Origin of the sequence: Tsuneonella rigui, from assembly GCF_003958625.1 — a bacterium.
GTDB lineage: Bacteria > Pseudomonadota > Alphaproteobacteria > Sphingomonadales > Sphingomonadaceae > Tsuneonella > Tsuneonella rigui.
The window spans coordinates 78,862-103,935 of sequence record NZ_RSEL01000020.1; the positions used below are offsets into that span (position 1 = coordinate 78,862).

Below are 25,074 nucleotides of genomic sequence, written 5' to 3' on the forward strand. Positions count from 1 at the left end.
CGCGGCCGCCTCACAGTTCGCTCGCCTGCATCTGGAAGATGGGCGTATGCGGCTGGTAGGCGGCCATCTTGTCGAGCAAGTCGGGCAAAGTGTCGGCGTCGATGATGATGCCCTGGTGCGCCGGACGGACGAAGCCGACTTCGGCCATGTGGCGGTTGAAGGCGATCAGGTGATCGTAGAACCCGAACGCGTTCAAGAGGCCCACCGGCTTGGTGTGATAACCGAGCTGCGCCCAACTCACGGCTTCCCACAGCTCGTCCATCGTGCCGACCCCGCCAGGGATGGTCACGAACCCGTCCGAGAGGTCGGTGAAGGCCTGCTTGCGCTCGTGCATCCCGCTGACGGTGCGGAGTTCGGTGCAATCGTGGTTGGCGACCTCGGAGTTGGCAAGCGCGTGCGGGATCACCCCGATGACCTCGCCCCCCGCCTCCAGTGCGCCCGCGGCGATCGCCCCCATCAGCCCGAGCCGCCCGCCGCCATAGACGACGCCGATCCCGCGCTCGGCCAGCGTCCGGCCGACTTCGCGCGCTAACTCGATGTAACGCGGTTCGGCGGGGGTCGCGGAGCCGCAATAGACGGCGAGGCGGTTCATTCCGAAAGGTCTCCAATCATCAATCCGGCGGTGGTCTTGGCGCTCGCCACCACGCCGGGAATGCCGGCGCCGGGGTGGGTGCCCGCGCCGACCAGGTAGAAGTTCTTGATCACGTCGTCGCGGTTGTGGCCGCGGAAGTAAGCACTTTGCGTGAGCACCGGTTCCAGGCTGAACGCGCTACCCATGTGCGCCGAAAGGTCGGTCGCGAAATCCTTCGGAGCGTAGTGGAACTTAGTGACGATCCGGTCGTGGATGTCGGGAATCAGGCGGCGGCCGACCTCGTCCAAAATCCGCTTTTCGAGCATCGGTCCGACCTGCTCCCAATCGACCGCCAGCTTGCCCATGTGCGCGACCGGGACCAGCGCGTAGAACGTGCTCTTGCCGGGCGGCGCCATGCTCGGGTCGGTCACGGTCGGGTGGTGGAGGTAGATCGAGAAGTCCTGCGGCAGCACGCCGTGCTCGTAGATGTCGTCGAGCAGCCCTTTGTAGCGCGGCCCGAACAGGATCATGTGGTGGGGGATGCCTGGCCACGAACCCTCCAGCCCGAAATGCACCACGAACAGGCTGGGGCTGAAATGCTTGCGCGACAGGCTGCGCGCCTGCTCGCTGCCGCGCTTGGTGCCGCCGAGGAGGTCGCGGTAGGTATGCATCAGGTCGCCATTGCTGGCGACGGCGCTGAACCGCTCCTTCCAGCCGCTGGCCGTCTCGACCTCGGTCGCACGGTTGCCGATGGTGTGCACGCGTACGACCGGATCGCCGAGTCGCACTTCGCCGCCGAGCCGTTCGAAGTGGCGCACCATCGCCGCCGCCAGCCGGTTGGTGCCGCCGCGCGCCCACCACACGCCGCCGTCCTTTTCGAGCTTGTGGATCAGCGCGTAGATCGCGCTGGTGGTCATCGGGTTGCCGCCGACCAGCAGGGTATGGAACGACAGGGCCTCGCGCAGCTTTTCGCTCTTCACGAAGCTGGAGACCATCGAATAGACGCTGCGCCACGCCTGATACTTCATCAGCGCGGGCGCAGCCTTGATCATGCTGGGGAAGTCGAGGAACGGCTTGGCGCCGAGCTTGACGTAGCCTTCCTCGAACACCCCGGCCGAATAGCGCAGGAAGTCCTCGTAGCCCGCGTAATCACCGGGCGCGACGCGGTCGATCTCGGCGCGCAATTGCGCTTCGTTGTTCGAGTAATCGAAGTTGACCCCGTCGGGCCAGTTGAGCCGGTAGAACGGGCTGACCGGCATCAGCTCGACGTCAGCGGAGATGTCGTGCCCGCTCAGCGCCCACAGTTCCTTCAGGCAGTCCGGATCGGTGATCACTGTCGGCCCGGCGTCGAAGGTGAACCCGTCGCGCTCCCAGTAGTATGCGCGGCCGCCGGGCTTGTCGCGCGCTTCGACCAGCGTGGTCTTGATGCCAGCCGCCTGCAGCCGGATCGCGAGCGCCAGCCCGCCAAACCCAGCGCCGATCACGCAGGCACGCTTGCCCTCGGCGCTCATGCAGCCCTCATCGAGAGCGAGGCGCCCGGCGAGGTGAGGGCGCGCACCGCGCCCATGACCGGGACGGGCGGCTTGCCGCACAGCACCCGCGCGCGGTCGAGGCGGGTTGACCGGGCGGCGTAGAACCGCTCGATCAACGGCGCGGGCAGGCGGTAAAATCGTTCGAACACTTTGTACCGTTCCTCTGGGTTGCCGGCGCCGAACAGCATGCGCCCGAGCCGGCGGTAGAACGCCGTGAGGCGCCAATGGTCCCGCGCGCGTTCCTCCATGGTCTCGGCGAGCACCACGCCGGGCAGGTCGGCATCGCGGGCGATTGCAAGCGCGGTCGCGACGGCGAAGGGCAGGGTATAGCTGGTGAGCGGGTGCACGAACCCACCGCGCGCGCCGGCGACAACAACTCCCGGCGTGCGATGGGCGGCCTGGAACGCCGCGAAGTCGCCGCCGGTGATGACCGGCAGCACGCCCGTCTCGTGGTCGAGCGGCTCGCCCTCCCACCCATGCGCGGCGCAGTAGCGGTCGATGCGGGTACTTAATGCCGAGCGGTCGAGCATCGGGCTGTCGGCGTAGTAGGTGTCCTCGACAAATAGCTCGTCCGCACCCAGCGGCAGGACATAGACGAAGCGGTAGGCGCCGTGCTGATTGACCGCGGCGTCCATGATCATCGGCGCCTCTACCCCGTGCGGTGAGGTCGTGCGCAGGCGGCGGCCCATAAATACCTGCCAGCCGCCGGTCAGCGCCGGCGCGCCCTCGGCCCCGCGGCAATCCATCACCGCGCGCGCCTCAATCCGCTCGCCGCCCGCGAGATCGATCCCGCGCGCATCGAGCGAGGCAACCCGCTCATCGCAGCGGATCGCATCCTCGGGGAGCAGGCGCCGCAGCCCCGCGTCGAAATCGGCCGACGAGAGCGAGCGATAGGGCGTCGCCAGCCGCCGCTCGTACTCGGGAAAGCGCACCCCGTAGCCGTCCCACCGCGTCAGCCGGAAATAGTCGAGCAGCTGCGTGCCCTCCGGCCCCAGGTCGCTCGCGAACCAGCTCCAGCGGTGATTGCCGCCGAGCGTCGCGCCGCCCTCGACCACCAGCACGCGCAAATCGGGCCGCGCGCGCCGCAGTGCCAGCGCGATGAGGCCGCCGGCAAGCCCGCCGCCGGCGATCGCGATATCGGTCGTGCGCCCGTTCATTGCGCTCTGCCCTAAGGCGCATCGCCGCATCGGGCAACGCTTCCCGTCGCCGCGCTCGCATGGCATCACTTGGCGATGAAGAGCCGCCTCACGCCCCACCGCGCCGCCGCGCTGACGACGCTCGCGCTGGTCCTGATCGCGCTCGCCATCCTCCTCGCCATGGGCCGCCCGCCGATCTGTCCGTGCGGGACGGTCAAGCTGTGGCACGGTGTCGTGCAGTCGAACCAGAACAGCCAGCAGATCACCGACTGGTATTCGTTCAGCCACGTCACCCACGGGCTGATCATGTACGCGGTCGCCTGGCTGCTGTGGGTCAAGCTCGGCCTGTTCGGAGGCAAACCGGCGCGCTGGGCGCTGCCGATCGCGGTCGTGGTCGAGGCGGCATGGGAGATCGTCGAGAACACCCCGATGATCATCGACCGCTATCGAGAGGTGACGGTGAGCTGGGGCTACACCGGAGACAGCGTGGCCAATTCGATCTCCGATATCGGCTGGATGATCGCCGGCTTCCTCCTCGCGAGCCGCCTGCCGGCGTGGGCGAGCGTCGCGCTGGCAGTGTTCTTCGAATTGTTCACCCTGTGGGCGATCCGCGACAACCTGACGCTCAACGTGGTGATGCTGTTCTGGCCGCTCGAGGCGATCCGCCAGTGGCAGGCGGGCGGCTGAGGAACGCGCTTTCCTCTCAAATGTTATCCTCCCGCAAACAGGGGATATTCGAAAACATGAGGACCTTCGCCATCGCCGCGTGCCTGTCGGCCGCGCTCGCCGCCACGCCTGCGCTCGCACAGGACAGTCAGGCCGCCCCCGGACCGCCCGCCGACACGGGCGACACGGTCTATGACGATACCTGGCTCAGCATCGGCGCCGGCGTCGGTTACGGGCCGAGCTACGACGGCTCGGACGATTACGTCGCGTTCCCCGCGCCGATCATCCAGGGGCGCGTGGCGGGCATCGGTATCCAGCCGCGCCCCGCTGGCCTGGCGCTGGATTTCATCCCGGATGCCCGCGAGGGGATGGGCTTCTCGCTCGGCCCGGTCGCACGGGTGCGGTCGAACCGCGCCCGGCAGATCAAGGACCCGGTGGTGAAGGCCGCGGGCGAACTCGACACCGCGATCGAAGTGGGCGTCAACGCGGGGCTGAGCTTCCCCAAGGTGCTCAACCCGTACGATTCGCTGAGCTTCGGCAGCGATGTGCTGTGGGACGTAAACGGCGCGCACTCGGGCATGACCTACAGCCCGTCGGTCACCTATTTCACCCCGCTGAGCCGGGGCATCGCCGCCTCGCTGTCCCTGTCGGCCGAACACGGTGACGGCGATTTCATGCGCTACTACTATTCGGTCACCCCGGCGCAGAGCGCAGCGAGCGGGCTGCCGGCCTTCACGGCCGATAGCGGCTGGACCAAGGCCGGCGCGACACTGCTGACCGCGTTCGACTTCGACGGCGACCTCACCAACGGGGGCGTGTCAGCGGTGGTCATCGGTGGTTATTCGCGGATGATGGGCGATGCGAAGCGTTCGCCTTACACCTCGATCCGCGGCAGCGCGGACCAGTGGTTCACGGCTGTGGGGATCGGCTACACGTTCTAGTCTTTCCCCCCGCGTTCGGGCCGCTACAACCGGCGCGAACAGGGGAGAGACTTCATGACATCACTCGGCAGATTGCTGTCCGGCGCGGCTGTGCTGGCGCTCGGGCTCGGCGCGCAAGCGGCCTCCGCCAAGACCACCATCATCCACGCCGATCACGTTGTGGTCGATCCGCAATCGCCGGTGCGCGGGCAATCGACGGTGATCGTGACCGACGGCAAGATCGTCAGCATCGCGGATGGCTTTACCGATGGCCCGGCGGGTGCCGAGATGGTCCATCTCGCCGGCAAGACCCTCGTCGCCGGGCTCGTCGACCTGCACGTCCACCTCAATGGCGACCCCAGCGGCGACTGGTGGCGCGAGGCGACCGACACCGACGAGTGGGGCACGATCGTCGCCGCCAAGAACGCGCGCCTTACCGCTCGGGCCGGCTTCACCACCGTGCGCGACGCGGGCGGCAACATCCGCACCATGCAGGCGGTGAGCGACGGGATCGCGCGCGGCTGGCTCGCCGGTCCGCGCATCATTCCCGCTGGTGCGCCGCTCTCGACTATCGGCGGTCACGGAGACGTGCACGGCTTCCGGCCCGAGGTGATGGAGGCTCTGAAGGGCGACAACACCTGCACCGGCGCGGCCGAGTGCGCCGCGGTGGTGCGCGCCAATGTCCGCGACGGATCGCAGTGGATCAAATTCCATGCCACCGGCGGGGTGCTGAGCCAGGGCGACAAGAGCCTGGGCCAGGCGTTTACCGACGAGGAGATGAAGAGCATCATCGGCACCGCGCACGAGCTCGGCATCGAGGCGATGAGCCATGCGCACGCCGATGCCGGCATCCTCGCCGCGGTGCGCGCGGGCGTCGATACGATCGAGCACGGCACTTTCACCTCGCCCGCGACTGCGAAGGAGATGAAGACGCGCGGCACGGTGCTGGTGCCCACGCTGCTGGCCTTCAAAGGCATCGGCGAGAAGCTCGGCACCGGGTTCTACTCGCCCACGGTCGAGACCAAGATCCGCATGACGCTCGACCACATCGGCGAAGGCTGCCGCAACGCGCGCGCCGCGGGCGTGACGGTGGCATTCGGCACCGACAGCGGGGTGACCGACCACGGCCGCAACGCCGAGGAGTTCGCGCTGCTCGAAGACAAGTGCGGCATGACCGCGCGCCAGGCGCTGGCCACGGCCACCACGACTGCGGCCAAGGTGCTGCACATGGAAGGCCAGATCGGCCGTATCGCGCCGGGCTATTCGGCGGACATCATCGCGGTCGAGGGCGATCCGACCCAAGACGCGCGGGTGCTGGAGAAGGTCGACTGGGTGATGAGCCAGGGCCGGGTGATCGAATAGCGCTACGCAGTTCCCCGCAGGACCGGTTTGGTGCGCCGGTAACGACGGCGGTCTAGCGCACAGCCAGCGATCGCTCCTGATGCCGCTACCCGCTCCCGCCGCCCGTCCTAGGTGGCGGGAGCCCTCCATTTAGGTTGCCGCTTGCAACGAATCTGTCGCTGCTTCATCGTGCTCCACGCCCAATTATCGAGGGCGGGAGAGAAAGAGACATGCACGCGCCGGCGACAGCCCCCACGATCGACAAGGACGCGCTGCGCGCGAAGTATGCTGCGGAGCGCGACAAGCGCCTACGCGCGGAAGGCTCTTCGCAGTATCTGCGGCTCGAGAGCGAGTTCGCCGACCTGGCCGCGGACCCCTACATCCCGGTCACCCCGCGCGAACCTCTGACCGATCACGTCACCTTCGCCTTCATCGGCGGCGGGTTTGCCGGCTTGGTCGTCGGCACGAGGCTGAAGCAGGCGGGCATCGACGATGTCCGCATCGTCGAGAAGGGCGGCGACTTCGGCGGCACCTGGTACTGGAACCGCTACCCCGGCGCGCAGTGCGATACCGCGAGCATGATCTACATGCCGTTGCTCGAGGAAACCGGCCACATGCCGAGCGAGAAGTACGCCCACGCGCCCGAAATCCGCAATCACTGCAGCCGTATCGGCGAGACCTTCGGGCTCTACGACAAGGCACTGTTCCATACCGAGGTGACCGGCCTCGAATGGAGCGAGAGCGGGAAGGTGTGGACCGTGCGGACCAACCGCGGCGATGCCTTCACCGCCAAGTACGTCGGCATGGGCACGGGCCCGCTGCACGTCGCCAAGCTGCCGGGCCTGCCGGGGATCGAGAAGTTCAAGGGCAAGAGTTTCCACACCAGCCGGTGGGACTATGCCTACACGGGCGGCAATCCCGAGGGCGCCACGATGACGGGCCTCGCCGACAAGCGCGTGGCGATCATCGGCACCGGCGCGACGTCAGTGCAGGCGGTGCCGCACCTCGCACGCGACGCGAAGGAACTATACGTCTTCCAGCGCACGCCATCGTCGGTCGACCGGCGGGACAACGCGCCGCTCAATGAGGAGTGGTTCGCGCAAGTCGCCGAGCCCGGCTGGCAGCGCAAGTGGCAGGACAACTTCGCCGCCAACTTGGGCGCCGGCTTCCCGGCGGAAGACCTCGTGAACGATGGCTGGACCGACCTCGCCAAGCGGATGCGCGCCAACTTGCGCTCGGTCCCGCCGTCTGAATGGACGCCTGAGAAGATGATGGCCGCGTTCGAGGACGCGGACTATGAGAAGATGGAGCAGATTCGCCGCCGCGCCGAGGAGCTGGTCGAGGATCCGAACACCGCCGAGGACCTGAAGGCGTGGTACCGCCAGCTGTGCAAGCGGCCGTGCTTTCATGACGAATACCTGCAGGCGTTCAACCGGCCCGGCGTGAAGCTGATCCACACCGACGGCCAGGGCGTGTCCGAGATCACCGAGAAGGGCGTGATCACGAACGGCGTCGAGTACGAGGTCGACTGCATCATCTACGCCTCGGGCTTCGAGGTCTCGACCGACTACGTCGCGCGCGCCGGGTTCGACGCGGTGGGGCGGGGCGGTCGGACGCTGTCGGACTATTGGGGCACGGGAATGCGCACGCTCCACGGGCTGCACATCAACGGCTTCCCCAACCTGTTCATGGTCCAGCCCGCGCAGGCGGCGAACTTCATCGCCAACGTGCCGCACAACATCGTCGACCATGCCGATACGATCGCGAGCGTGGTCTCGGCGGCGGAAGCGCGCGGCGCGGCCACCGTCGAGCCGACCGCCGAAGCCGAGCAAGCATGGCAGGACCTCCTCAAGACCGGCCCCGCCCGCGCGATCGGCAGCACCGAGTGCACGCCCGGCTACTACAACAACGAAGGCAAGGGCTGGGGCGAGGACGCGCCGCTGTTCGTCGGCCACCCCGGCGGCGCACTCGCCTACTTCGCGCACATCGACGCGTGGCGGAAGTCGGGCCGGTTCGAGGGGCTGGAGTTCGCCTAGACATGCTCTCCCCGGGGGCCTAGACCGGCCGCATCCCCGGGGAGCGCGCGTGCGCTGAGAGGGAGGGCTCGCATCCTCCGACCCGTCGAACCTGAACCCGTTAGCACGGGCGGAGGGAGGGTCGCCGGCAAGCGCTCTCGTTCCGTCTCACGAAGGAACTCGCGCGCATGGCCGACATCAATTCCAAGCTCGAAATCGGCGTCACCACCGGACCGATCCGCGGCAGCCGCAAGGTTCACGTCGGGCCGCTCAAGGTCGCGATGCGCGAGATCGACCTCGAGCCGTCGAGCGGCGAGCCGCCGGTGCGGGTGTACGACACCTCGGGCCCCTACACCGACCCCGCTGCGCAGATCGACATCCGCGCCGGCCTGCCCCAGCTCCGCCGCGAATGGCAGCTCGCTCGTGGCGACGTCGAGGCCTACCCCGCGCGCGAGATCAAGCCGGAGGACAACGGTCAGCTCGGCCCCGACCGCTCGGGCGGGGTGCCGGCGTTCCCCAACGTCGCGAGGACCGTGCTGCGCGCCAAGCCCGGCGCGAACCTCAGCCAGATGTACTACGCCCGCCGCGGGATCATCACGCCCGAGATGGAGTACGTTGCCGAGCGCGAGAACCTCGGCCGCGCGCAGATCGCGCACGAGCGTGACGGGCAGGACTGGGGCGCGTCCATCCCCGACTACGTCACCCCCGAATTCGTCCGCGACGAGGTCGCCCGCGGCCGCGCGATCATCCCCTCCAACGTCAACCACCCCGAGGCCGAGCCGATGGCGATCGGCCGCAACTTCCTCGTCAAGATCAACGCCAACATCGGCAACTCCGCCGTGGCCAGCGACGTCGCGAGCGAAGTCGACAAGATGGTCTGGTCGATCCGCTGGGGCGCCGACACCGTCATGGACCTCTCGACGGGCCGCAACATCCACGACACCCGCGAATGGATCATCCGCAACTCGCCCGTTCCCATCGGCACCGTGCCGATCTACCAGGCGCTCGAGAAGGTCGGCGGCATTGCCGAAGACCTCACCTGGGAGATCTTCCGCGACACGCTGATCGAGCAGGCCGAGCAGGGCGTCGACTACTTCACCATCCACGCCGGCGTGCGCCTGCCCTACATCCCGATGACCGCCAAGCGCGTCACCGGGATCGTCAGCCGCGGCGGCTCGATCATGGCGAAATGGTGCCTCGCGCATCACAAGGAATCGTTCCTCTACGAACGGTTCGACGAGATCACCGAGATCATGAAGGCCTACGACATCGCCTATTCGCTGGGCGACGGCCTGCGCCCCGGCAGCATCGCCGACGCCAACGACGAGGCGCAGTTCGCCGAGCTCTACACCCTCGGCGAGCTGACCAGGCGCGCCTGGGCGCAGGACGTTCAGGTGATGATCGAAGGACCCGGCCACGTGCCGATGCACAAGATCAAGGAGAACATGGACAAGCAGCTCGCCGCCTGCGGCGAGGCGCCGTTCTACACCCTCGGGCCGCTCGTGACCGACATCGCGCCCGGCTACGACCACATCACCAGCGGCATCGGCGCGGCGATGATCGGGTGGTTCGGCACGGCGATGCTCTGCTACGTCACCCCCAAGGAGCACCTCGGCCTGCCCGACCGCGACGACGTGAAGGTGGGCGTCGTCACCTACAAGCTCGCCGCCCACGCCGCCGACCTCGCCAAGGGCCACCCGGCCGCCAAGGTCCGCGACGACGCCCTCTCCCGCGCCCGCTTCGAATTCCGCTGGCGCGACCAGTTCAACCTCAGCCTCGACCCCGACACCGCCGAGCAATACCACGACCAGACCCTGCCGGCCGAAGGCGCCAAGACCGCGCACTTCTGCTCGATGTGCGGGCCCAAGTTCTGCTCGATGAAGATCACCCAGGAAGTGCGGGATTTCGCCGCGAAGCAGAACGCTGAGGTGGGCACGTTCGTGGCGGCCGAGGAGGCGGAAGCCGGGATGGCGGAGATGAGCCGCGTCTACAATGAGGGCGGGCGGGAGCTATACATCGGTGCTGGGGGACGGGAGCACGATTGAGCGGTGGAAGCTCAGTCTCCAATCAAACGCCTGCCGGATATTACGATCCGGACACGAACCCATTTGGCGCATGGCCTTCGGTCAAATTTGTACCCTGATGGAACTTTCCGGATCGAACCAGTTGGAGACAAGCAAGGCATCCAGATTGCCGGCGTAAATCCTGCACGCTTCGCCGAGCTGATCGTGCGGATGCAGTTACTAATTGTAGGTATCGAGAGTCTTGATGCGGCGACCGGCCAGAGAATCGAATGGCTCGCGGCAGCTTCTGACGAAGCAAATGCTCGCTTGGGAGCTCGTCCGGATCGAATATGGAGCGAAATAAGAAACAGGGCGGCGAAAGTTGGGGACGAGCGGGCGATCCATCTCTGCTCTGCCATTAGTTTCCATTATTTAGCAGCCGAGATTTCGCTTCGGCGGGTCAGTGAAGGATACCACGCCCTACAGCGGCATGTTCATCGTACCAAGACGCCGATCGGTCATCGATTCACCAACATGGATACGTTCGACCTGTATAACGATCTCCACGGGTTCTTTGTTAACCTTGGTTCGACGCGAGACTATTTGGCATCGTTTATTGCTGAAAAAATTGACAGCGACAATCCTGTCAGCGGGCACAGTTCCTTGCTCAAAAGAATCCGTCATTCAGATGCAGAAGTTCATAGGGTTGTTCAAACTTTCTCCGATCGTGAGTTCTCACCGATCGGCTTGGCGCATATCGGAGAGTACCGTGACATTCTTGTCCATAGATCGCCAATTGGGAGCCTGACAGAAGATTGGGTTGAAGTTGTGGGACTCCGCGAGCCCCTACCACAGGGGGCGGGGGGTGTGAGCTTGAAACTACCCGCAAACCCGTTTGACCTTGCTGGCGAAACTGTTGATGCTCTGCTCCTCGTCCATCATGCCCTTCTCATCATGGCGAAATACTTGATCGAAATCGCCCAGTTCTCGCCGATCCGGCCGTACCGCCCGCACTTGCGCGTTATCGGAGGGCAAATAGAAGAGGTTCCGGAGTGACCGGGTTGCCAATCCAGCTCCAAGCCGCTTTGATCGCTGCAATGGCGGGGCTGGGAGCAGCCATCTTCGCGTTCATATCTTCGATAATAAGCGCGCGAGTTCAGCGACGAAATGCGGAGCTACAAGCGCGTACCGCAGCTGCTATCAAGCTGGCGGAATTTCGCCAAATCTGGATCGAGAAGCTGCGGGAGAATTTTGTATCACTGCAAGTGAAGATCGCTTCGCGCCCACTCGACGTCGACAAAGAGCTTTCTGACGATATATTTCGCATCCTACTCATGATGAATAAAAAGGATGTGAGTGTTGATGCTATCAAAGATTTGGTATCGAGGTCACTCGCTGCCAGCGAGGACGGACGCAGGGCCCAAGTCGAACTCCTTGGGTTGTTGCAAGATGTAGTGAAACGAGAGTGGGAAGTTGTGAAAGCGGATCTTCGGAATTCCAGATGAAATCGAACGAAGAACTGTTGCTCGAGGTGATAAATGGAGCCGTCGACGGTAACACGGGCGTGTCAGTCCTTCTTCGTAAGTGCCGTCTTCTTTCAGATTTCTTCAAAAATGACAACCTCACCGACTGGGTCACAAAGGAATTGAATGGATACGACGATTGGAAAAATTTGCCCACTTATAGGGTCCTAGACGTTGGGGCTAAAGGCCTTCTGCTCGGCCCTTTCAACGCTCAAATCAATGCCCAGCCGCTCGCTTCTGCAGTTCTCGAGAAAGAGCATCGACATTTCGCTGAATCTGTTTTTTTGAGAGAACCCGCTAGTGCCTATGAAGGATTAAAAGACGAGGGCGATGGGGGCTATCGTGTCGAGTGGCCTGGGAATTTAGTGTTGAAATATCAGTCGTCGTTCATCAAAGGCTATGCTCTGAATATAGCGTGGCAAGACATTCCGGTTCATGCACTTAGGACGGTTCCTGAGACGGTTAAGAACAGGGTCCTTGAGTTTGCATTATCATTGCGTAATGAATTTGGAGAGAGTATTGACGCTCAGCGTGCGGAAGTCTCCGAATTTATTGACTCAGCTATCATGAACATATTGAATGGAGGTAAGGTTTAGCTGCAGATTTCTTCGGATTCGAGAGAGTTTGGAGAATGAACTTCCACCGCAAATTTCTCCCCGGGGGCCGACGATTTACGTAACTCCGCCCCAACACGCCCGGTCAGCCACAGCCACCACATGCGGAAGTCGGCGGCGAGGCTCCATAGGGGGTAGGTGAAGGTCGCGGGGCGGTTCTTCTCGACCGTGAAATGCGCGAGCCAGGCGAAGAAGTAGCCCGCCACCGGCATCGCCAGCAGCCACCAGTACCGCCCCGTCACCAGCGCAACCGCCGCCACCGCCACCACCAGGCTCGTGCCCACATAATGCAGCGCGCGGGTGCGCGGGCGCGAGTGCTCGCGCAGGTAGAACGGCCAGAACTCGGCGAAGGTGGCGTAGCGGGTGGGGGCGGCAGGCTCGGTCATGCGCCGAGGCTGCGCTGATCGGCGGCGCGGTGCAAGCGGGTGCCGCGCTGGACTCTCCTCGTATCCCGCAATAACCTGTGCCCTCGCGGTCGCGCCTTTTCGGGGGAGGGGACGATGCGCTTCATGAAATCGACGGGTCCAACCATTTCGCGCCGCGCATTTGCGATCGGTGCGGCGGCGGCCGCGGTGGCCGGTCCGCGGGCGTTTGCGGCGGCGGCGACGACCGGGGAATCGCCGCTCGGGCCGTTCTACCCGGTGGGATATCGGGGAGAGAGCGACTTCGATCTCACCCGCCTGAAAGGGCACGCCAGGCGCGCGCAGGGTAATGTGATCGAGGTCGCCGGCCGCGTGCTCGACAGCAAGGGCAACCCTGTCAGCGGCGCGCGGCTGACCTTGTGGCAGGCCAATGCCTTCGGCCGCTATGCCCACGCCAACGATCCGGCGGTCGCCCCGCTCGATCCCGATTTCCAGGGCACGGCGAAGCTCGTCACCGACCGGCAGGGCGCATGGCGGATCGTGACCGTGAAGCCCAAGTTCTACGATTCGCCGATCGGTCTGCGCACCCCGCACATCCACTGGGACGTCGAAGGGCGCACGCACCGGCTGACCGCCCAGATGTACTTCCCCGAGGGCGCCGAGATGAACGCCAAGGACATGCTGTTCGGCCAGCTCGGCCCGCAACAGGCGACCTCGGTCGCGGCGGCCGACGGCGCGGGGCGCTATCGCTGGGACATCGTGCTGATGGACGCCTGAGGCCGCTGAGGCGGCGGACGGGGCGAAAGCACTTTCCTACACGCATCCATTTGTGGCTCATCCTGCCGGATGAACCCCGAACCGCTCTCCGCTCCGCCGTCGCCCGCGCGCAAGCCCCGCCGGCGCAATGCCGATTACCGCTGGACCGTGCCCAAGGTGACCGCCTTCCTCGAAGCGCTCGCGCGATCGGGGAGCGTGGCCGAGGCGGCGCGCAGCGTGGGGATGGGGCGGCAGTCGGCCTACAAGCTGCGCGCGCGGCTCGCCGGGACGCGCCTCGCCGCGGCATTCGAGGGGGCGCGCAAGCAGGGCATCCGCGCACGGGCGGCGGCGAGCCGGGAGCGGATGCGCTCGCAGTGGGACGGGCCGCTGGTCGCCGATTATTTCCGCGCGCGGCAAGGCGACAGTGCGCGGCCGCAAGGCGACATCGGCATGCCGGAAGGCGACGCTCTCGCTCCGCAAGGCGACAGGTTTCCGCCCAAGGCGACGAAAGATCGCCAGGACAGTGTGACAAGTGTGACAGGGGCGCCGCCTGGCGGCTACGCACCGCGGCCGCTCAGGGCCACGTTGCAGGCGTCAGGCGCAGCCCGGGGCGTTCATCCAGCGGCTGCCAGCCATGCGCGGCGATGATGTCGTTGCTCTCCTTCGCCTCGCGTCCCGGGGCGAGTGACCAGGTGACGTGGTAGGTCGATCCGTCCCACCGGTCGGTGCTGCCGGCGAGCTCGACCACCAGCGCCTCGACCCCGGCGCCATCGTCGGCCCGGCCGATCACGGTGGCACTCGCGACCGGCGGCATCGGCGGCGCGGCGTCCTCGCGCCCGTGAGTGACGTGGTCGGCGATGGTCTCGGCATAACGCGGGGGAATGCGCGCGAGCAGCGCCTCGCGGTCGGCGCGGTCGATGCGCCAGCCGCGTATGGGAGCCTTGCTGTCGCTCACGGGTCGCGGCTGACGCCGTTGTCGTTGTCGTCGCCCTCGACCTCCTGCTCGCCGAGCTGGCCGTGGCCGTGGTAGGCGGCATTGCTCTGCCCGCCGTGGAAGCCGCCGCTGTCCTTCGGCCCGATCGGCCCGCCGCCGCCCGCGCCGCGGGTGTCGGTGGGGATGCCGGTGCCGTCGGGGGCGCCCTTGGGGCCGTCGTCGGCCATGCCTTGGGTGGCGTGTTTGGAAGAGGTGTCGTCGGTCATTGTCGCGCTCCTGCTGGAACTGTAACGGGGCGCGGCGCGGCGGCGTTCCCCGGAACCGATACGCCCGGCCCGCCGTTCGCCACCGGCTTTGCATTCGAAGGACCATCCATGCTCGAACACGTCCCCGCCTTCCTCGGCCGCGCCCTGAAGTCCGTGCGGGCGGGCCACGGCAAGCTCGCGGTCGCCCGGCTGGCGGATGAGACGACGCTGGGCGCGGGCGGCTTCGCGCTGACCAGCGGAGCGTTCGAGGACGGCGAGCCGCTCGACCCGATGTTCACCGCCGACGAGGAAGATGCCTGCGCCCCGCCGCTCGCTTGGACCGCGCCGCCCGCCGGCACCCGCGAGTTGGCGCTGATCGTCGAGGACCCTGACGCGCCAAGCCCGCAACCGCTCGTCCACCTGCTCGGTTGGGGGTTCGAGGGCGGCGCGGGTGAGATGTTCGAGGGCGACGATCCGCCGATGATCGGATTGAACTCGTTCAACCAGGCCGGCTGGCTGCCGCCCGATCCGCCCACCGGGCACGGGGCCCACGACTACGTGTTCCAACTCTTCGCGCTCGACGCGCCGCTTGCGCTGGGAGCCGGGGCGGGGCGGGGTGCACTGCTCGACGCGATCGAGGGCCATGTCCTCGCCGCCGCGGTGCTGACCGGGACTTACGAGCGGGATTGATCGGCGCACAGACGCTGGAGGATGTCGGCCAACGCCTCGTCGGCGGCCTGCTCCTCGTCGCAAATGGCGATGAGGGTAGCGGACGCCTCGTCGAGGCCGAGTAGTTCGGCGAGCGCGATGGCAGTTTCGTAGCTCACCCGTTCGGACTGCTTGGCCTTCCGGAGCGCGCCGGTCGTCGCGATGTCGCGCAATGGTCCAGCTGCGATGGTCGCGGCATCGTTGTCGGCGTCGTCGAGGATGGCGCGGAGCCAGATGTTGGCCTGCCCGCCCGGCGCTTCGCCGAGCGAGCGGACGATTGTGGCCAGTTGCTCTCGCTGCCGGGTGCTGCGTTCCGCGTCGGCCGCGATGAAAGCGGCCAAGTCGGGGTCGCTGGCGTTCCCCCGGATTGAGGCGAGCCGGCCGGCCAGCGCGCTCTCGCCGTCGTAGAGATCGCGCACGGCCATGACGAGAAGGGCGGTGGGGTCTTTGACTTCGGCCATTGCAGAACTCACTCGATTCATCAGCCCCGAAGCAACCGCGCCAACGCACTCCACGTTCCACAGTAAATATAGATTAAGAAACGCAAAAATTCGCCGAGCCGTCGCGGAACGGAGCGGCGGCCGCGCGGTTGCTGCTGCATCGCCACTCAAGATGGGATGAGGATTCCGCCATGAAATATCGCCTGCTCACCGCCGCCGCTGTGCTTGCGCTCAGCGCGTGCAACAACACCGCCGAAGACACCACCGCCGATACCACCGCCTCCGACACCGCGATGACAGAGCCGGCGACGGTCGATCCGGACGCCACTCCTGACGCCGCGACCCCGACCACCGCGCAGGCGTTCGTCGACATGGCCTCCGCCAGCGACATGTTCGAGGTCGAGGCCGGCAAGCTCGCCCAGCAGATGGGCAAAAGTCAGGCCGTCAAGGATTTCGGCGCGATGATGGTCACCGACCACACCAAGTCGACCGCCGACCTCAAGGCCGCGGCTGGCAAGGCCGAAGGCGTAATGGTCAATCCAAAGCTGACTGCCAAGCAGCAGTCCGATCTCGACGCGCTCAAGAACGCGGGCGACAACTTCGATGCGACCTATCAGCAGCAGCAGGTCGCCGCGCACGAGATGGCGTTGTCGATGCTGCAGGGCTACAGCCAGAGTGGCGACAATGCCGATCTCAAGGCGTTCGCCACCAAGACCGCGCCGGTGGTCGAGGGGCACCTGAGCAAGGCCCGCAACCTGAAATAATTCAGCGGGTCCGGGCGAGCCGCACCAGCTCGGTATCGAGCGACTGCAGGAACCGCGAGCGGTCCGCCTTCGCGAACGGAGGCGGACCGCCGGTGATGCCGTCCGCCCCCGCGCGCAGGTCGGCCATGATCGCGCGGGTCGCCAGTGCGCCGCCGATCGAGGCGGTGGTGAACGGCTTGCCGGTATGCGCCAGCACCGTCGCGCCAGCCTTGAGGCAGCGGTCGGCGAGCAGGATGTCGCCGGTGATCACCACCACGCCGGGCCGCGTGTGCTCAGCGATCCAGTCGTCCGCAGCGTCGAAGGCGTCGCTCACCAGCACGCGCTTGACCAGCGGGCTGTCGGGGATGCGGAAGGGCGCGTTGCTGACCACGCTGACCGGCACGCGGTGGCGCGCGGCGACGCGGTACACTTCGTCCTTCACCGGGCAGGCGTCAGCATCGACCAAGATGTGCACGCCGTCCGGGCCGGGCGCGGCTGCGGTCACTGCGCGGCGAGCGCGCTCGCGACGTCGATGATATGCGCCTGCCCGATCTGCGGAGCGGGGTCTGCGACCGGCTGCACAGGAGAGGCTTGTGGCGGAGGGACTGGCTCTTCGGCCCGCGTCTGCGACCAATCCTCTACCACCGGTTCCGGATCTTCGACAAACGTGTCCTCGGGCGGGCTCCACACCGTCTCACGCCAGCCGAAGCGGCCCTGGGCGTAGAGCCCACGGTTGGACAATTCGGCCACCTCGAAACGGCCTTCGGGGGTTTTGAGCGCGTAGTGATCGGGCAGCGCGACCTGATCGCTCAGGCCGTTGTCTGATGGGTCGAACGCGACGGCCGGGCGATTGATCTCGTCCATCCCGATACCCGCACGCTGAAGGGGCTGCGTATTGATGGTCGCGCCGCTGACGATCCCGCCAATCGACGCGAGCACGCACGCACCGATAAACAAGGGCGTGGCCTGCATGGCTTTCGCTCCGGAGTGCATTGTTCTCATTGCCGCTTCAATGCACCGGCGGCGCCGCATGTTCCCGCGCTCGGGAACCGTGCCGAGCGCCATGCGTCACACCGGAATGAAGCTCCGCGACGCCCTCTTCGCCGCGCCTCTTGCGCTGGCCGCTTGCCATTCGGCACCCGCCCCCGATGCCGCACCAAGTGCGAGCGCGTCGGGAGTGCCGGGCGACACCAGCGACACCCACGCCTACGATGGCATACATGCCGATGAGACCGTGCGCTTCACCGGCACTGAGCCGTTCTGGGGCGGTCAAGTGAGCGGCACGCTGCTGACCTATTCAACCCCGGACAAGCCCGATGGCGACGCGATCACGGTCAAGCGTTTCGCCGGCCGCGGGGGTGTATCGTGGAGCGGGACCTGGCAGGCCCAGCCGTTTGTCCTGGCGGTGACCGAAGGCTCGTGCTCCGACGGCATGAGCGACCGCACCTATCCGTTCACCGCGACGCTGCAAGTGGGCGGCGAACAACGCCAGGGCTGCGCCTGGACCGAACGGCGCAGCTTCACGCCGGTCGAAGGCGGGGCGTAAGCTGGTCCCATAGAGGGCCGCCTACATTCTCTCACCGGGCAAGGCCGCGGCTTGGCGCACCCAGTCTGCAAATTGCTCACCCAACTCCTCACCCTCGCGCACGTGGTGATATCGTACCGCGCGATACTTGGAGGTTTCGGCGGGAGGCGGCGATAGCTCGGCGCCGCGGAAGAACGTGACCTTCACATAACGGTCGAAACAGTGGAACGAGAGGAACCAGCAGTCCTTCTCCGTGCCGTAGAATGGCGAGTTCCATTTGATCGCCTTCTCGACGCCGGTGACCTGTTCCGAAACGATTGCGTCGATCTGCCGACACGCCGCCTGCTTCCAGCCCGGCACCGCGTCGAGATAGGCGCATATTGGCGCCTCGCCGTAGCCCTTGGCGATCTGCGGATTGCCGCCTGACAGGAGCTTGGCTCGCGCCATCTCCGACGCCTAGCTGCGCTTCCAGTTGTGGCTCAGCAGCTTGATCGTCACCCGACCGGTGGCGACCAGCGTGCCCGCATCATCGTGCATTGGTACTTCGGCCAGGTAGCCCGCGCTGCCCTTGCGTTCGAGGTCGGCGAGCAGGTCGCCGATCTGCTCTTCGGTCAGCGTGAATTCGCCGGTGACGTCGCTTGCGGCCATGCGGTGGAAGTCGACCGCGATATCCTTGACGATCGGAAAGAAGCGCGCGGTGTCGAGGATCGATATGCCGGGGCCCGCGGCCGCCGCCTCGGCCAAGATGCAGAAGGCGCCGAGGTACATGACGTCGACGTGGTTGGCATTGCCCTCGAGCGGCATCAGCAGCTTCGAATGGCCGCGCGCTTCCTCCAACCGGCGCATGCCCGTGCGCTCGACCATCGGCACCCGGTAGGTTCTTTGCGCGGTTTGCTCGGTCATGCGGCGTCCTCTCTGGCGCGCGATTCGGCGCTTCTATTGAGGAAGCCAGATTTTCTGCCCAGCGTGAAGGGTCAGCCCGCCAGCGGGTGACCAGGTGCGAATTCGATGAGGTCCCACAAGTTGCCGTAGAGATCGCGGAACACCGCGACGGTGCCGTAATCGTGCGTGGCCGGACCGCGGTGCCACTCGACGCCCGCTTCGGTGAACGCTGCGTGGTCGCGGGCGAAATCGTCGGTGGCGAGAAACAGGAACACCCGGCCGCCAGCCTGATCGCCGACATACCGGGCCTGGTGCTCGTCGGCGGCCCGCGCAAGCAGGATGGTCGCCGCGCCTGGGCCTGAGCCCGGCGGGCGGATCACCACCCAGCGCTTGTCCTGCTCGGGGATGTAGGTGTCCTCGACGAGGACAAACCCGAGCTTGCCGACGTAGAACGCGATCGCCTCGTCGTAGTCCCGGACCACCAGCGCGATGTGAGCGATGTGCTGCCGGGTCATCCGCTGGACGCAAGATCGAGCCAGGCCGGCAGCAGGGCGGGATCAATCGTCTCGGTCCGCAAGTGATCGACCGCGTAGCCAAGCTCGGGATATGCGACCTTGCGCCGGCTCTCGTCGGACCGATCGAGCGGGACCACCAGCAAGCGTCGGTTGACCTTCTGCCGCCAGTTCATCCGCGCCGTGTTCTCTTGCCCGACATAGCAGCCCTTGGTGAAGCTGACGCCATTGAGTTCGGCCGCGTTGGTCTCGAGCCATAGGATGTCGCCCAGCTCAGCGCGACCTTCGGGTACGCCGCGAGCAAGGCGATGGATGAGCCAGGCGGCGTCGGAAGCCTCGTCGTCTTCAGACGCGGGGGCAAGCCAGCGGTGGCCAAGCGCGGGAAGACGGGGATCGCCGGCACTTTCAGCCTCACGTGCCCAGTGCACCGCCAAGTCGTCGTCGCGGGAAATCGCGAGCTTGCGGCGGAGGCGATAGAGCGAGAGCCGCTTGAGCAGCTCGTCCGCAACCGCCGCTTCGCAGTCGAGCAGCAAATCGCCCGATGCGCCCGGCCAAACGATCATATCGAACAGCGCCTTCCCCTGCGCGGTCAGCAGGCCCGCGTAGACCGGTAGCGGGCCGCTGACATCGTTAGTCAGCAGGCCTTGCAGGAAATCGGTCGCATCCTCGCCCTCGGCCTGGGGGGAGATGCGAATGACAGCGCGGTCGAACAGGCGAGTGGCGGGCATGGGTGACAGATAGGAGCGCGCTCGCATAAGGGGAAGCGATGGCCGATTCCCTCACTATTCGCCGCCCGGATGACTGGCACGTCCACCTTCGCGACGGCGCCATGCTGGAGGGCGTGGTGGAGCATACCGCGCGCCAGTTCGGCCGGGCGATCGTGATGCCGAACCTCTCGCCGCCAGTCACCACGACAGCGGCCGCGCAGGCTTACCGCGCGCGGATCATGGCCGCGCTGCCCCCGGGCACTGCGTTCGAGCCGCTGATGACGGCTTACCTCACCGATCACACCGATCCGGCCGATCTCGTGCGCGGCAAGGCGGAAGGGGTGCTGACTGCGGCCAAGCTCTATCCCGCCAACGCCACCACTAACTCGGCGCATGGAGTGAGCGATATCGCGCGGCTCGATCCCGTGTTCGCTGCGATGGAAGAGGCGCGGCTGGTGCTGTGCATCCATGGCGAAGTGACCGATCCCGAGATCGACGTGTTCGACCGCGAGGCGGTGTTCATCGCGCGGCACCTCGAGCGGGTGGTGCGGAGCTTTCCCGGCCTCAAGATCGTGCTCGAGCACCTGACCACCGGGGAGGGTGTCGCGTTCGTCGAGAGCGCGGGCTCCAATGTGGCGGCAACGATTACGCCGCAGCACCTCCACCTCAACCGCAACGCCATGCTTGTCGGCGGCATCCGCCCGCACGCCTACTGCCTACCGGTCGCCAAGCGCGAGAAGCATCGGCTGGCGCTGCGCAAGGCGGCGACCTCGGGATCGCCCAAGTTCTTCCTCGGCACCGACAGCGCGCCGCACGCCAAGCACGACAAGGAATCGAGCTGCGGCTGTGCGGGCATCTTCAACGCGCCGTTTGCGCTGGAGAGCTACCTGCAAGTGTTCGAGGACGAGGGCGCGCTCGATCGGTTCGAGGGCTTCGCCTCGCTCCACGGCCCCGCGTTCTACGGCCTGCCGGTCAACGAAGGATTGGTTACCCTCGTGCCGGTAGACCACGTCGTCCCTGACACTATCGACGCTGCCGGCACTTCCGTCGTGCCGTTCCACGCGGGCGAGACGCTCAGGTGGCGATTGGCGTCCGGCTAGCACGCAGGTCCCATACGAACACCGCGATGGCGATCCAGATCGCGATGAAGGCGCAGAGCTGCGCGGGCAGCAGCGGCTTGTCGAACACTGTCAGGCCAAGCACGAACACAATCGTCGGTGACAGGAACTGGACGAACCCGAGCGTCGAGTAGGCCATCCGCCGCGCCGCGACGGCAAACAGCCACAGCGGGATCGCGGTCAGCGCCCCGCCCAGGACAATTAGCAGGCTGAGCGGCCATTCGTGGCCGAACGAGGATCCCTGCGGGGCGCTCGCGTACCATCCAATCACGCAGAACGCCGGCAGCAGCAGGATCAGCGATTCGATCGTCAGGCCGGGCAGCGCGCCGACGGGCACGCGCTTCCTGAGCAGGCCGTACGCGCCGAAGCTGAGCGCCAGCGTCAGGCTGATCCACAGCGTGGTCAGCGCGCCGCCGAGCAGCAGGGCGATCCCCGCGGCGGCGATAACAACCGCGGTCCAGCCGCGCGCACTCAGCCGCTCGCCGAGCAACACGGTGCCGAGCAGCACGTTGATCAGCGGATTGATGTAGTAGCCCAGGCTCGCCGCATAGACCTCGCCGGTCTGGATCGCCCAGATATAGACCAGCCAGTTGATGCCGATCAGCGCCGCGCTCAGCGTCAGCGTAGCGAGCACCTTGGGGCTGCGCAGCGCCGCGAGGATTTCCGGCAGCTGGTGCCGGAACCCGGCAATGACCAGGCACAGCGGCAGGGTCCACACGATCCGCCACGCGACGAACTCGACCGGCGGCACGCTTTGCACGAGAATCAGGTAGAGCGGCAGGAACCCCCAGATGAGGTAGGCGCCGAGCGCCGCGGGCAGGCCGGAACGGGACGAGGCGGGAGTTTCGTTCATCTTGGCGAGTGCCCGTAAGCCCCCCTGCACGCCCTCACAACCGCGCTTCGCCGAGTGCGGCGGCGAAAATCTTCGGCCTCTGAAAATTATTTCAAACCTGCATCGCCGGTTGCGCTTCGTTCAGTTTCAGCGGCGTATTTATGAACGCATAGAGAGCGCCCCCAAGACGCTCCGGTCGCACGAAAGGAAGACCCGATGACCAAATCCATGTTCAAGACCGCCGCGCTGGCCCTGGCCGTTCCGGGTCTGGCGATGGCCACGCCCGCGCTCGCCGCGCCGGCTGCGCACAGCGCCGCCTATTCGCACAGCGCCGTGTGGGGCGACGTCAACGCCGACAACGGCCGCGGTCGCCATCGCGGCTACGAGCGGTACGACAACCGATACCAGACCTACGGCAACTCCTACCGGCAGCAGAGCTACAATGGCTATAACGGCCAGGTGTGGCGCGGCAACGACGGCCGCTACTACTGCAAACGTTCGAATGGCACGACCGGTCTGCTGATCGGCGGTGCGGGCGGTGCGCTGCTCGGCCGCGAGATCGCTGGCCGCAACGGCGACCGCACGCTCGGCGCCATCCTCGGGGGCGCGGCTGGCGCCCTGCTCGGCCGCGCGGTCGACAAGGGCAGCTCGCAGTGCCGCTGATCTAACACCCAAGCTTCGCGGTCATGCCCACCCATGGCCGCAAGCGCGAACCCCTAGGGGGTCGCGGAAGGCGTCTCTCGCTCCTGGCGGGAGGCGCCTTCTTTTTATGCCGCGCATGATCGGCTAGGTCCGCGCACATGGTTCGTCCTGCCGCGCTTCTTGTTTTATCTTTGGCGCTTGCGGCGTGTTCGGCAGACGAGGAGCCGGCGGCCAAGGAGCGCCGTGATCCGGCGGTGGAACAGGCGCTCAACGATCCGCTGATGACCGACCCCGACCTGTCCTCGCGCAATGAGGGTGCTGCGGCGCTGACGGTGAAGGTCGACGGCGCTTTGCCGGTACTGGAGGCTAGCCCCGAAGCGATCGCCGCGGCGCGCGCCGAGGCTGCCGCTCTTCTCGGAAAAGACGCGATCGGTCCGGTGCCGGAGCCGAGTGGCACGACTGCTTCGCTCGCCGCTGATCACAGTCCGGCCGATCACCTGGCGCTGCTGGCGAACAAGACGGCTTGCAAGGCGGTCTTGCGCGATTCTACGATTTGGGGCGCGAAGCTACCAGCCGCGCTGCCCGTCTATCCGCGTGGGAGAACGCTCGCCGCGTCCGGTGGAGATGGAAAAGGATGCCGCGTTGCCGCGGTGGTCTTCGCGACGGCTATCCCTGTCGATGAAATCGCCGCATTTTACTGGCAGCGCGCGCGGACGGCTGGGCTGGCGCCTGCGATGCTGACTGCGGGCCGGGCAACCGTTGTCCGCGGGCAGGGTAAAGATTTGGCGTTCGACCTGCGCGCGCACGAAGCGGCCGGCCAGACGATCGTCGAGCTGGCCACGGTGAGCGGCTAGGCCGCGGGCTTGCGCACTTCCTCGCGGAAGCCGGCGCCAAGGCTGGCGCGCGGCTGGTCCATCTCGGTGCTCGCCACCGGATAGGCGCAGTAATCGGCAGCGTAGAAGGCGGCGGGGCGGTGATTGCCAGACAAACCGAGCCCGCCGAAAGGCGCCTTGCTGCTCGCCCCGCTGGTCGGCCGGTTCCAGTTGATGATCCCGGCGCGGACGTTCGCCCAGAACCGGTTGTAGTCCTGCGGATTGCCGCCGACGAGCGAGGCGCTGAGGCCAAAGCGCGTGTTGTTCGCTTCCGCGATCGCCTGGTCGAAGTCGTCGACCTTCACCACCTGCAGCAAGGGGCCGAACAGCTCGACGTCGGGCCGGTCCTTCATCGCGGTTACGTCGATGATCGCGGGGCTGACAAACGGCAGGCCTTCACGCGGACGCTGCATGTGCTTGATCGCCCGGCCCCCGTTGGACAGCAGGTAGAGGAAGCTCTCGGTGAGCTGGTCGGCGGCGTTGTTGTCGATCACCGGGCCCATGAAGGGAACCGGATCGGCGAACGGATGGTCGAACACGATCCGGTCGGCGAGCTTCTTCACCTCGCTCACCAGCGCATCGTACATGCTCGCCTTGACGATCAGCCGCCGCGCCGCGGTGCAGCGCTGGCCGGCGGTGGTGAAAGCGCTCTGGATCACCAGGATCGCCGCGTCGGTCACCAGCGGGGTGTCGATCACCACGATCGGGTTGTTGCCGCCCATCTCCAGCGCGACAATCTTGCCGGGATTGGTGGCGAGCTTCTTATTGATCGCGATGCCCGCCTGAACGCTGCCGGTGAACAATACCCCGTCGACATCGCGGTGCGCGACCAGCGCCTGGCCCTCGGCCGGACCGCCGACCAGCAATTGGACCACCGCCGCCGAGATGCCGGCGCGATGGAAGCAGCCGACCAGAAACTCGCCCACTGCCGGTGTCTTCTCGCTCGGCTTGAAGACGATCACGTTGCCGGCGATCAGCGCCGGGATGATGTGCCCATTGGGAAGGTGCGCAGGGAAGTTATAAGGCCCTAGCACCGCCATCACGCCGTGCGGCTTGTGCCGGACGGCCGAGGTACCCTGGAGCGCAGAGTCGAGCTTCTTCTGCCCGGTCCGCTCGGCGTAGGCGCTGACCGAGATATCGACCTTGGCGATGACGGCCTCGACCTCCGTGCGCGCCTCCCACAGCGGCTTGCCGGTCTCGCGCGCAATCAGTTCGGCGAACTTGTCGGCCTGCTTGCGCACTTCGTTAGCGAAGCGGCGGACGAGCTCGATCCGAGTGGCGAGCGGCTGCGCGGCCCACGCCGGCCAGGCGCGCCGGGCCCGGTCGACCGTTGCGTCGACGTCACCGGCGCCCCCGCGCCACAACTCGACGCCGGTCGCCGGCTCGACGGAAATGATTTCGCTGCTGGCCAAGCCTGTCCCGTAAACGCGCCGCCGCCGCCGCGCAAAGTAAGTTTGAAGTTAACGTCGAGCGGC

Annotated in this window: 31 protein-coding genes and 1 riboswitch; of the genes, 16 read left to right on the plus strand and 15 right to left on the minus strand. The window is 66.4% G+C overall.

Going from position 1 to position 25,074, the window contains the following annotated elements; translation table 11 throughout:
• Positions 1 to 10 precede the first annotated feature (10 nt).
• Genes ELY12_RS08700 through crtY form a run of 3 tightly spaced genes read right to left on the minus strand, consistent with a single transcriptional unit; the run spans position 11 to position 3,260 of the window.
• A complete protein-coding gene (locus ELY12_RS08700) occupies positions 11 to 592 on the minus strand; it encodes an LOG family protein (protein WP_126176308.1) in 582 nt (193 codons plus the stop codon).
• A complete protein-coding gene (locus tag ELY12_RS08705) occupies positions 589 to 2,082 on the minus strand; it encodes a phytoene desaturase (RefSeq protein WP_126176309.1) in 1,494 nt (497 codons plus the stop codon). The genes ELY12_RS08700 and ELY12_RS08705 overlap by 4 nt, the downstream gene beginning before the upstream one ends.
• A complete protein-coding gene (gene crtY / locus ELY12_RS08710) occupies positions 2,079 to 3,260 on the minus strand; it encodes a lycopene beta-cyclase CrtY (protein WP_126176310.1) in 1,182 nt (393 codons plus the stop codon). The genes ELY12_RS08705 and crtY overlap by 4 nt, the downstream gene beginning before the upstream one ends.
• 75 nt (positions 3,261 to 3,335) lie before the next feature.
• On the opposite strand from crtY, the gene ELY12_RS08715 reads away from it, so the two are divergent.
• From ELY12_RS08715 to ELY12_RS08750, 8 genes are all read left to right on the plus strand, one after another.
• Positions 3,336 to 3,926, plus strand: coding sequence for a DUF2585 domain-containing protein (locus tag ELY12_RS08715; RefSeq protein WP_126176311.1), 591 nt, complete (start codon positions 3,336 to 3,338; stop codon positions 3,924 to 3,926).
• Between the two features lie 56 nt (positions 3,927 to 3,982).
• On the plus strand, positions 3,983 to 4,846 hold the full coding sequence (locus ELY12_RS08720) for a MipA/OmpV family protein (RefSeq protein WP_126176312.1): 864 nt from the start codon (positions 3,983 to 3,985) through the stop codon (positions 4,844 to 4,846).
• A 54-nt stretch (positions 4,847 to 4,900) separates the two neighbouring features.
• Positions 4,901 to 6,187: a metal-dependent hydrolase family protein gene (locus tag ELY12_RS08725; RefSeq protein ID WP_126176313.1), complete on the plus strand. Its 1,287-nt coding sequence runs from the start codon at positions 4,901 to 4,903 to the stop codon at positions 6,185 to 6,187.
• Between the two features lie 209 nt (positions 6,188 to 6,396).
• Positions 6,397 to 8,202 carry a flavin-containing monooxygenase gene (locus tag ELY12_RS08730; protein ID WP_126176314.1) on the plus strand — a complete coding sequence of 602 codons (1,806 nt, stop codon included), beginning with the start codon at positions 6,397 to 6,399 and terminating at the stop codon, positions 8,200 to 8,202.
• A gap of 34 nt (positions 8,203 to 8,236) precedes the next feature.
• A riboswitch (TPP riboswitch) is annotated at positions 8,237 to 8,323 on the plus strand.
• 46 nt (positions 8,324 to 8,369) lie between these two features.
• Positions 8,370 to 10,226, plus strand: a complete 1,857-nt coding sequence (thiC, locus tag ELY12_RS08735) for a phosphomethylpyrimidine synthase ThiC (RefSeq protein ID WP_126176315.1) — start codon at positions 8,370 to 8,372, stop codon at positions 10,224 to 10,226.
• A 3-nt stretch (positions 10,227 to 10,229) separates the two neighbouring features.
• A complete protein-coding gene (locus ELY12_RS08740; RefSeq protein ID WP_126176316.1) occupies positions 10,230 to 11,240 on the plus strand; it encodes a hypothetical protein in 1,011 nt (336 codons plus the stop codon).
• Entirely contained in the window at positions 11,237 to 11,689 is a 453-nt protein-coding gene (locus ELY12_RS08745; protein WP_164549460.1) for a hypothetical protein, read from the plus strand. The genes ELY12_RS08740 and ELY12_RS08745 overlap by 4 nt, the downstream gene beginning before the upstream one ends.
• Positions 11,686 to 12,303 carry an AbiTii domain-containing protein gene (locus ELY12_RS08750; RefSeq protein WP_126176318.1) on the plus strand — a complete coding sequence of 206 codons (618 nt, stop codon included), beginning with the start codon at positions 11,686 to 11,688 and terminating at the stop codon, positions 12,301 to 12,303. Before ELY12_RS08745 ends, ELY12_RS08750 begins: the two co-directional genes overlap by 4 nt.
• Here the strand turns inward: ELY12_RS08750 and ELY12_RS08755 are convergent.
• Positions 12,300 to 12,707: an Mpo1-like protein gene (locus ELY12_RS08755; RefSeq protein ID WP_126176319.1), complete on the minus strand. Its 408-nt coding sequence runs from the start codon at positions 12,705 to 12,707 to the stop codon at positions 12,300 to 12,302. The two genes, ELY12_RS08750 and ELY12_RS08755, sit on opposite strands and share 4 nt — an antisense overlap.
• A 123-nt stretch (positions 12,708 to 12,830) precedes the next feature.
• Between ELY12_RS08755 and ELY12_RS08760 the strand changes: the two genes are divergently transcribed.
• Positions 12,831 to 13,460, plus strand: a complete 630-nt coding sequence (locus ELY12_RS08760; protein WP_164549461.1) for a dioxygenase family protein — start codon at positions 12,831 to 12,833, stop codon at positions 13,458 to 13,460.
• A gap of 69 nt (positions 13,461 to 13,529) precedes the next feature.
• Positions 13,530 to 14,087, plus strand: a complete 558-nt coding sequence (locus ELY12_RS14425; protein ID WP_206435805.1) for a hypothetical protein — start codon at positions 13,530 to 13,532, stop codon at positions 14,085 to 14,087.
• Here ELY12_RS14425 and ELY12_RS08770 read toward each other — a convergent pair.
• On the minus strand, positions 14,014 to 14,394 hold the full coding sequence (locus ELY12_RS08770) for a hypothetical protein (protein WP_206435806.1): 381 nt from the start codon (positions 14,392 to 14,394) through the stop codon (positions 14,014 to 14,016). The genes ELY12_RS14425 and ELY12_RS08770 overlap by 74 nt on opposite strands.
• Entirely contained in the window at positions 14,391 to 14,639 is a 249-nt protein-coding gene (locus ELY12_RS08775; RefSeq protein WP_126176321.1) for a hypothetical protein, read from the minus strand. The genes ELY12_RS08770 and ELY12_RS08775 overlap by 4 nt, the downstream gene beginning before the upstream one ends.
• 108 nt (positions 14,640 to 14,747) lie before the next feature.
• On the opposite strand from ELY12_RS08775, the gene ELY12_RS08780 reads away from it, so the two are divergent.
• Positions 14,748 to 15,308 (plus strand): YbhB/YbcL family Raf kinase inhibitor-like protein, encoded by a 561-nt coding sequence (locus tag ELY12_RS08780; protein ID WP_126176322.1) that lies wholly within the window; start codon positions 14,748 to 14,750, stop codon positions 15,306 to 15,308.
• On the opposite strand, the gene ELY12_RS08785 is transcribed toward ELY12_RS08780, so the two are convergent.
• The gene (locus ELY12_RS08785; protein ID WP_164549462.1) at positions 15,293 to 15,787 is read right to left on the minus strand and encodes a DUF892 family protein; all 495 of its coding nucleotides are present in this window, start codon (positions 15,785 to 15,787) and stop codon (positions 15,293 to 15,295) included. The two genes, ELY12_RS08780 and ELY12_RS08785, sit on opposite strands and share 16 nt — an antisense overlap.
• Positions 15,788 to 15,957: 170 nt before the next feature.
• On the opposite strand from ELY12_RS08785, the gene ELY12_RS08790 reads away from it, so the two are divergent.
• Positions 15,958 to 16,530 (plus strand): DUF4142 domain-containing protein, encoded by a 573-nt coding sequence (locus ELY12_RS08790; protein ID WP_126176324.1) that lies wholly within the window; start codon positions 15,958 to 15,960, stop codon positions 16,528 to 16,530.
• A gap of 1 nt (position 16,531) precedes the next feature.
• On the opposite strand, the gene ELY12_RS08795 is transcribed toward ELY12_RS08790, so the two are convergent.
• Together ELY12_RS08795 and ELY12_RS08800 are read right to left on the minus strand one after the other, a co-directional pair.
• Positions 16,532 to 17,014 carry a YaiI/YqxD family protein gene (locus ELY12_RS08795; protein ID WP_241229794.1) on the minus strand — a complete coding sequence of 161 codons (483 nt, stop codon included), beginning with the start codon at positions 17,012 to 17,014 and terminating at the stop codon, positions 16,532 to 16,534.
• Positions 17,011 to 17,574 carry a hypothetical protein gene (locus ELY12_RS08800; RefSeq protein WP_126176325.1) on the minus strand — a complete coding sequence of 188 codons (564 nt, stop codon included), beginning with the start codon at positions 17,572 to 17,574 and terminating at the stop codon, positions 17,011 to 17,013. Before ELY12_RS08800 ends, ELY12_RS08795 begins: the two co-directional genes overlap by 4 nt.
• A 13-nt stretch (positions 17,575 to 17,587) precedes the next feature.
• Between ELY12_RS08800 and ELY12_RS08805 the strand changes: the two genes are divergently transcribed.
• Complete coding sequence (locus ELY12_RS08805) at positions 17,588 to 18,055, plus strand: COG3650 family protein (RefSeq protein ID WP_126176326.1); 468 nt, start codon at positions 17,588 to 17,590, stop codon at positions 18,053 to 18,055.
• Between the two features lie 21 nt (positions 18,056 to 18,076).
• Here ELY12_RS08805 and ELY12_RS08810 read toward each other — a convergent pair whose 3' ends face one another.
• The 4 genes from ELY12_RS08810 to ygfZ form a co-directional block, all read right to left on the minus strand.
• Complete coding sequence (locus ELY12_RS08810; RefSeq protein WP_126176327.1) at positions 18,077 to 18,481, minus strand: DUF1801 domain-containing protein; 405 nt, start codon at positions 18,479 to 18,481, stop codon at positions 18,077 to 18,079.
• A 9-nt stretch (positions 18,482 to 18,490) separates the two neighbouring features.
• Positions 18,491 to 18,937: a DUF4442 domain-containing protein gene (locus ELY12_RS08815; protein WP_126176328.1), complete on the minus strand. Its 447-nt coding sequence runs from the start codon at positions 18,935 to 18,937 to the stop codon at positions 18,491 to 18,493.
• A gap of 71 nt (positions 18,938 to 19,008) precedes the next feature.
• On the minus strand, positions 19,009 to 19,431 hold the full coding sequence (locus ELY12_RS08820; protein ID WP_126176329.1) for a VOC family protein: 423 nt from the start codon (positions 19,429 to 19,431) through the stop codon (positions 19,009 to 19,011).
• Complete coding sequence (gene ygfZ / locus ELY12_RS08825) at positions 19,428 to 20,156, minus strand: CAF17-like 4Fe-4S cluster assembly/insertion protein YgfZ (RefSeq protein WP_126176330.1); 729 nt, start codon at positions 20,154 to 20,156, stop codon at positions 19,428 to 19,430. The genes ELY12_RS08820 and ygfZ overlap by 4 nt, the downstream gene beginning before the upstream one ends.
• Positions 20,157 to 20,194: 38 nt before the next feature.
• Between ygfZ and pyrC the strand changes: the two genes are divergently transcribed.
• Positions 20,195 to 21,235, plus strand: coding sequence for a dihydroorotase (gene pyrC / locus ELY12_RS08830; RefSeq protein ID WP_126176331.1), 1,041 nt, complete (start codon positions 20,195 to 20,197; stop codon positions 21,233 to 21,235).
• Here the strand turns inward: pyrC and rarD are convergent.
• Complete coding sequence (gene rarD, locus ELY12_RS08835) at positions 21,210 to 22,106, minus strand: EamA family transporter RarD (RefSeq protein WP_126176332.1); 897 nt, start codon at positions 22,104 to 22,106, stop codon at positions 21,210 to 21,212. The two genes, pyrC and rarD, sit on opposite strands and share 26 nt — an antisense overlap.
• A gap of 195 nt (positions 22,107 to 22,301) precedes the next feature.
• Here rarD and ELY12_RS08840 point away from each other — a divergent pair, with 195 nt between their 5' ends.
• Positions 22,302 to 22,748, plus strand: coding sequence for a glycine zipper 2TM domain-containing protein (locus tag ELY12_RS08840; protein WP_126176333.1), 447 nt, complete (start codon positions 22,302 to 22,304; stop codon positions 22,746 to 22,748).
• Between the two features lie 137 nt (positions 22,749 to 22,885).
• Entirely contained in the window at positions 22,886 to 23,581 is a 696-nt protein-coding gene (locus ELY12_RS08845) for a hypothetical protein (protein WP_126176334.1), read from the plus strand.
• Here ELY12_RS08845 and astD read toward each other — a convergent pair.
• Positions 23,578 to 25,011, minus strand: a complete 1,434-nt coding sequence (gene astD / locus ELY12_RS08850) for a succinylglutamate-semialdehyde dehydrogenase (protein WP_126176335.1) — start codon at positions 25,009 to 25,011, stop codon at positions 23,578 to 23,580. The genes ELY12_RS08845 and astD overlap by 4 nt on opposite strands.
• Positions 25,012 to 25,074: the final 63 nt, after the last annotated feature.